The sequence below is a fragment of the Lapidilactobacillus luobeiensis genome (genome assembly GCF_024345205.1).
Classification (GTDB): Bacteria; Bacillota; Bacilli; order Lactobacillales; family Lactobacillaceae; genus Lapidilactobacillus; species Lapidilactobacillus luobeiensis.
This window is the reverse complement of sequence record NZ_BROC01000026.1, coordinates 36,258-43,225: the sequence shown is the minus strand read 5'-3', so window position 1 is coordinate 43,225 and position 6,968 is coordinate 36,258. Positions and strand designations below refer to the sequence as shown.

Genomic DNA, 6,968 nt, shown 5'->3' with positions numbered 1-6,968 from the left:
AAGCCGCGCTCTTTGCGGATTGGCTCAAAACAGCGTCCACTGCGTTCCAGCCACTACAAACGCCCTGAGGCGGTTGCGTCACCACCAAACCCGACCACACCTGCAATCAAGCAAAGCAGTAAATACAGAAACGGTACTTCTCGCAAAAAAGTGCGGGGCTGAGCACACCCCGCACTTATCAACTAGTTTAGCAAAATACCATTCAAGCAAAGAAGATAATCCATTACTTTTCCGCGGTGAAAACATGATGGGCTAAACGATAGGCATGATCACAGGACGCAGCAACTTCAGACTCGTGCGTCACAATGATCACACATTTTCCTTGCTGATGAGCGATCTCTTGAAACAGGCGGATCACATCTTCGGTATTTTGTTCGTCCAAATTACCCGTGGGCTCATCAGCGACTACGATCTGGGCGTCGCAACACATCGTGCGCGCGATCGCCACACGTTGTTGTTGACCACCAGATAACTTTTGCACGTTTTTGGTCATCTGTTCATCCGTGATCCCCAATTGTCGCAACATCTTCTTGGCAAATTCTTTGTCACCGCGATGTTCTGACTTGGTGATTGCCATCGCTGTTAATAAATTATTCAAAGGTGACATATAAGTCAATAGATTATATGACTGGAAGACGATCGCCACATGTTTTTGCCGATAATTGGTCAGTCCGATCTTATTGATGGCTTGATTTTCCCAGCTGATCGTGCCGGCCTTAGGTTTATCCAGTCCCGCGATCAACGAAAGAAATGTGGTTTTGCCAGAACCACTTTGACCAACGATGGCATAGGATGCACCAGATGAAAAACTCAAATTAACATTTTCGAAGAGGCTATTTTCTTGTTGATCGTACCAATAGCCTAAGTCTTTAACAGTTAGCATAGAAACCTCCTAATATCTTGTCTGCAAGTTGTTCAGTCACTTGTTTACTCGATCAAAACTTTCCGTGGCTGTAAACGTAAGATCCCCACGGAGGCGATCGTGATCGAAACAAAGACAATGGCTAAGCCTAAACCGCCTAGTTCACCGAGATCTGCGGCGGTCACTTGAACATTTAATTCAGTTTTCGTCGGTGTGGCTTGTTGTTTACTCATGTTTCCACCAGGGCCGCCAGCGCCACCCATTTGACCACCGGGGCCATCTTGTCCTTGTTGATTGCTGTTACTTGTTGAAGTTTGGGAGCTGGTCTGCTGGGCGACCAGTTGATCACCTAATTTGTCACCAACAAATTGACCACCGGCGCCGGCGATCCCGATGCTGACCAATAGAACAACTAACATTTCCGCAAAGAATTGGGCAATGATTTTCCAACGGGCCTCACCTAAAGACAGTAAGACCCCGATCTCATAACGCCGTTCTCTGATCATCAAGATCACGATCAACGCCAAGATCACCGTGCCGGCGATTGCTACGAGCCAAACGATTTTATCGGCGAAGGATTTGACGTTGTTCATCGATGATTTGACACTTTGATAATTAGCATCGTTTGCTGACAATGAATACGTCGTGGTATTGATCAACTTGTTACCAGCCTTTTTGACTGAGTTGACTTTGGCCGGATCACTGATCGTAAAAGTGACCGAATCAGCTGTATTTTTATACTTGCTCCCTTTGATTTTGTTGGCAAGGGTGTATGAGGTATAAACCGAATTAGAGGGATCACTGGCGCCAGGTCCCATTTGCATATTGCTGGCCGCTGAACTGGCTTTATAGATCCCGACGATCTTGAGTTGATACGTCGTTGCGCCATCAGTGGATTCAACCTTGATCGTGTCACCCACGCTCAAATCATTTTGCGCGGCCAATTCCTTTTCGATGACCACATTATTTGTACCAGCATCGCTGGCCAAAATGCCGCGGCCTTTAGTGATCTTGTAACTGCCGTCCGTGAAATTAGTTGCGTCACTGGTCGCGGAAACGCCGGTCACCGTGATGTCGCCACTATTTTCATTAGCGAAACCGCCTTTCCCGCCAGGTCCCGCATTACCAGAATCGCTAGTGGAATCAGAACTAGCGGAACCGCCGCCTTGCATCACACTAGTCGTTGAGGTGATCGCGTCAAAACCTTGGGCATTAACAGAAGTCGTTGCCGTCACATTATAACTTTTCACGTTGGCCAGCGCCGCGATCTGTTTGACATCACTCAACTTGACTGCAGCCATCGTCAATTGTGGCTTGGTCGTTGACTCCGAGCTACTAGAGTCCGTTGCCGTGGCATCACTTTGACTTGACGCGCTGGCCCGCATCTTTTTGAAAGCCGCTTCGCGATTCGCGGAAAGCGTCAAAGTAGCGCCAACACTTTTCTTAGCATTCTCCGTTGCCGTATTTGCGGCGTTTTTGATCAAGAGACCGGCTAAGACAAATAACATAATTGCTGATGTCACTAAAATCAATAAGATTGAACGGCCCTTTTTGGCGATCAAATTCAGCCAGGCCCGCTTTAGAAAATTCATAGAAATCCTCCTTTAGGATCAATCAATAACTTCTTAACTCTAAGCGCAAAAAAGGATTATCTTATGAATCAAATCCACAAAAAAAACGGGCAAAAATTGAATTTTTATAAACAAGTTAGAAATTTTTATGAACTCTGTGATCAAAATCTAGTTCCATCATAGCTGTGGCAACTATATTGTTTCAATGTTGGCCGCGGGCTGCGTTGCGTGTGGCGGGTAAGCTCGCTGTGGGCATCACTTTGAGCTTCGCCAAGTGCGCGAATCTCAAAGCTGAGCCTTATTCTAAGCGGCAAAGCCGCTAAGAATAACGACACGGCGAGCTCACCCGCCACACTCCACTCCGCCCGCTCAACCGTTTTAAGCAGACCAAGCTGCCACGCCATTCTAGCTGCTCATTTAAACTGACGAATCCCCACGCAATTGACGACCATGGTCAGTGGTCACAAGTTCGTACCGATAGTCATATCGTAGCAATCAATTGAGTTAACTAGTCAGAGACTTTTCACCGATTAAAGTGATAGCCTTTTGACCACTACACTTGCAAAAGCACTTCGTCAACTCCTTCGCCTCGATTGCAGATAGGCGCAATTCTGCCTAGCAACCGCCTCAGGGCGTGTGGCTCAGCAGTGAGATTTGTCTTAGTGGCTTTGCCACTTAGACAAAGACCTGATTTTGAGACAAGCCGCGCCCTTTGCGGATTGGCTCAAAACAGCGTCCACTGCGTTCCAGCCACTAAAAACGCCCTGAGGCGGTTGCGTCCCCACCAATCCCAACTACACCAGCAATCAGGCAATTCAGTAAATACAGACCGTTACTTTAGCTTTAGTTTATTCTTGACAATTTATTCATTCGGTCTTATTATGACTATGAATTAATTATTGGGGAATAATAATTCATTGACGACAGCATTTTGAGATCAAGTTTAAGTCAGGTTTCGGGAAGGCCTTCTTTTTGATCGCTATTTGTATTGATCAGACCTTGAACGCAATTGCTTACCAAACGGGCAATTGCGTTTTTTGCTCTTTTTTAGGAACGATTGGAACAGATTCCTTTTCCGAACTAGGCTTAAAGAGCTTAGAATGATGCTAATTGAGACTACCTGATACCGATCGGCCTCTTGCAACCAGTTGTGCACTGTGTTGACGCGGCGCGATCAACAAATCTAAATAAATCTTTCATTGGGGGAAAGATCATGGTAAATCAAGGAACGCATTTCAGTAAATTACTCAAAAGCACTGCGCTTATTGGAGTTACGATATTAGGACTAGGCGTAGCTGCGCCGGTCATTCCTGTTCTTTCGGTCGCAGCGGCGACTAGTACCACGACTGCCAACAGCGCCACAGCGGTAGCGCCGATCACGACTGATCCCAGCATCAGTGAAGCAATACCAACTGACGCGGGTATCGAACCTTACTCACAGTTTCAAGTCACCACGACTGCGGGGACCACAGTAACTGGTCCCGCTGAACAAAGTGGCGCAACGATAATGAAAGCGATCATCGACCGGACCCAGTTTGCCAGTCTCGGGCTCCTTAGTACCTTGCGTAATACGACTAGCACAACTCAAACTGTCAACACTATTTTCAATTTACCAAATAGCTCGCCACAGAACGGCTCAACAATTACGGCCAGCGCTAATGCCGCACCGACGATCACTGGCGCGACTGGTTTGACGATTTATTACCGCGGTACTGCTTCCAAATATTTAACGCTAGCCGCCTATCAGGCCTCAGGTCAGTCCTGGAGCGAACTAAAAGCACTCCAGGTCAAAGGCGCTTTAGCGTCAGGACAAACTGTGCAGATCACGACCCCTTTCACTGTCACCGGATTAAGTACGGCGGATTTAACCAAAAATACGAACACGATGCTAAAGACCAGCACCTTCAATTATTCAACAAACGGTCATCGAACATTGATCACAAATGGTCAGATTTGGTTTGCTGATGCTTTGAACGCGACTTATTCAAATTACAATACTGTTCAAGGTAGTGGTCGCGCGACCAGTGATTGGGACAGCGCCACCCAAAATTTAATAAGTGGACTGATTCCTAGCGCTGATATTTCTGGGCTAGATTTTGCTGGCGGCTCAACGGGAACTGCCCTATTCTCGACTGGTAACGTTGCCGTTGATCTGAGTCGGATCAAGGCTGCGGTCAATCCTGAAGGTTATAGTGTCGCGCTTGATAGTACTGGTGATCAACGCGCGACCTACACCTATCCAACTTCAAACAATATGAGCGGCGCTTTGGATATTCAGCTGATCAAGGTGTTGGCTACTGAGAATAGTACCTTAGCAGTTGGCGATCCTTGGCTGCCAGAAAATAACTTGATTGCGGCGACTTCACCGGTCAACGGCACCGATGTCCGCGGCCAAGTTACGACTACAGGCACCGTTGACACCAGTAAAGCTGGCACTTATCATGTCACCTACAGCTATCGTTTAGGCACGAGTACGATCTCGAAAACAGCGACGATCACCGTTGAAAGTTTTAATGACCTTGGTGATCTGCTTGATACTTCCACGATCAATAGTGCTGGGTTAGATAGTGAAGGCAATACTTCCGCAACGCCTAACGAACTCGGCGGTTATCAGCATTACGCGCAGTTCGCGGTCACCGACACCACCGGCGCGACTGCTTATTCGCCGCTTTCAAACGATACTGGGACCACCCCCAACGCGATCGTCAATGCCGCTCAGTTCAAGAGTTTAGCCTTGCTCGCCACGATCAAGAATACTTCTGATCATTCTACTCGGATCCGGACTGCTTTTTCCCTACCGGCGGCTTGGACCAACGATGCTAAAACACGGCTCTACGCCTTAGCGTCTGCAGGCGCCACAGCGGTCGCTGGTTCTGCCAAAGGACTTTCGCTTTATTATAGCAATGGCGATGGTAGCTATTTCCCACTAGCGGAATTTCTCAGTGAGAACAACAACGATTACAGTAAAATCGCGCTTATTCTTGTCGACGGAACCTTACACAGGGGACAAGGGCTCCAATTATCGGTACCTTTGACCGTCAGTAATGATAGTGGGACCAACCTGACCACAGCAATCCTCAAAATCAACAACAATGACGATCAGGCGCTGACTTCCACATTACGCAAGGCATTGACCTTTTCAAGTCACACCTATGCCTTTTCAAATCCAACAGCAACGATCAATAGCAGTACTGGAAAATTAAGTAGTTACACCACTTACGCCGATTCAGGTGTCAATAATGGCGTACTTTTCGCCTTGCCAGTCAAACCATTCACTCAAGGCTACCTCGCCACATATTTGACCAGTGGCAAAAATTATGTCATTTTTGATGACGCGGTCCAATCATTGCTGGCTGATCTAGGCCCGATCGATCCTGATCTCAGCTTTAAGAATTATGTTGCCAACACCAATGATTTCATCGGATACGCTGACAAAGCCACCGGTAATTATACGACTGGTAGCTTGAAGGTCGATCTTACTCGGGTCAAAGCAGCAGTCAACTCTGAAGGACTCTCTGTTGTCGTCGCTAACGGTAGTCAGGTCGCGGCCTACACTTATCGTACTGGGACCAGTAATAGTTTTAGTTTGACTAATCCCGATGGCTCTTATCCCGGCTCAACGCAAAACAAACAGCAGTATATCGAATTGATCCGCGTCCTCGATACGACTGACTCCGAATTTAGAGTCGGTAGCGCCGCGGCCAAAGCTTGGACAACGACCACCAACCTGATCCCCGGTAAAGATCCCGAAACTAAAACGGCTTTAACGACTAAGGATTACACCGTCACCGTGACTGATGCTCAGGGTCGAACGGTAACAGATCCTGAAACCACCTTGAGAAAAACGCCAGGTGTCTATACCGTGAACTACACTTATCAGCTAACTGGCTCAGTGATCTCAAAAAAGGCAGTTGTCACCGTACTTGCTGATCAACGATCACTAAGCGCCAGTGATTTCACCATGACCAGTGGTGACACCACACCAACGATCACCGATTTTCAAGTCAGCGCAACTGATTCTGACGGTAACGCTTTGAACGCGCCGGACATCACCCTTGATCTCAGTCAAGCCGATTTGAACAAAATCGGCCAATACCCTGTCACGATCACCACTAGCGATGGTCAGCTGACCACGGTCACCTTAACGATCAAAGCGGCCGTACCTGATAACAGCAATGGTGGCGCGACTGATAATAATAATGGTTCAGCCAACGAAACTGGTCATCAAAGCGGCCCGAACACAACTGGGCAGCCAAATAAACCAACAAACGACCTGAATAACGTGATTTTACCAATCACAGGCACAAACACAGCTAAGTCGATCAAGACGGCTAAAGTCAAAGCGAACGGACTACTTTTACCACAGACCGATGAGCAGGTCACTAAAGGAATCATCACGATCGGTTTAGCTTTACTTGGCGCGACAAGTATTATTCTTGGTAGTATGATCACGTTGAAAAAACGGCGGCAGGCGTAACTTATTCCTTAACTAGCTAAAAACGCGCCACCGGCAATCAAATAAATAACGATAACGA

The 6,968-nt window shown here is 47.4% G+C and carries 4 protein-coding genes; 2 read left to right on the top strand and 2 right to left on the bottom strand.

Annotation, left to right across the window (positions count from 1 at the left end):
* Positions 1–256 (top strand): hypothetical protein (locus OCU21_RS08865; RefSeq protein WP_261807057.1); only part of this gene is annotated, 256 nt, incomplete at its 5' end.
* Here OCU21_RS08865 and OCU21_RS08860 read toward each other — a convergent pair.
* Together OCU21_RS08860 and OCU21_RS08855 are read right to left on the bottom strand one after the other, a co-directional pair.
* Positions 224–883, bottom strand: coding sequence for an ABC transporter ATP-binding protein (locus tag OCU21_RS08860; RefSeq protein ID WP_261807056.1), 660 nt, complete (start codon positions 881–883; stop codon positions 224–226). The two genes, OCU21_RS08865 and OCU21_RS08860, sit on opposite strands and share 33 nt — an antisense overlap.
* 44 nt (positions 884–927) lie before the next feature.
* A complete protein-coding gene (locus OCU21_RS08855) occupies positions 928–2,454 on the bottom strand; it encodes an ABC transporter permease (protein WP_261807055.1) in 1,527 nt (508 codons plus the stop codon).
* 1,192 nt (positions 2,455–3,646) lie between these two features.
* Here OCU21_RS08855 and OCU21_RS08850 point away from each other — a divergent pair.
* Entirely contained in the window at positions 3,647–6,910 is a 3,264-nt protein-coding gene (locus tag OCU21_RS08850) for a bacterial Ig-like domain-containing protein (protein WP_261807054.1), read from the top strand.
* The last annotated feature ends 58 nt before the right edge of the window (positions 6,911–6,968 follow it).

Coding starts and splice junctions, on each gene's coding strand:
- OCU21_RS08860 (WP_261807056.1), bottom strand. CDS start 883: ATGCTAACTGTTAAAGACTTAGGCTATTGGTACGATCAACAAGAAAAT.
- OCU21_RS08855 (WP_261807055.1), bottom strand. CDS start 2,454: ATGAATTTTCTAAAGCGGGCCTGGCTGAATTTGATCGCCAAAAAGGGC.
- OCU21_RS08850 (WP_261807054.1), top strand. CDS start 3,647: ATGGTAAATCAAGGAACGCATTTCAGTAAATTACTCAAAAGCACTGCG.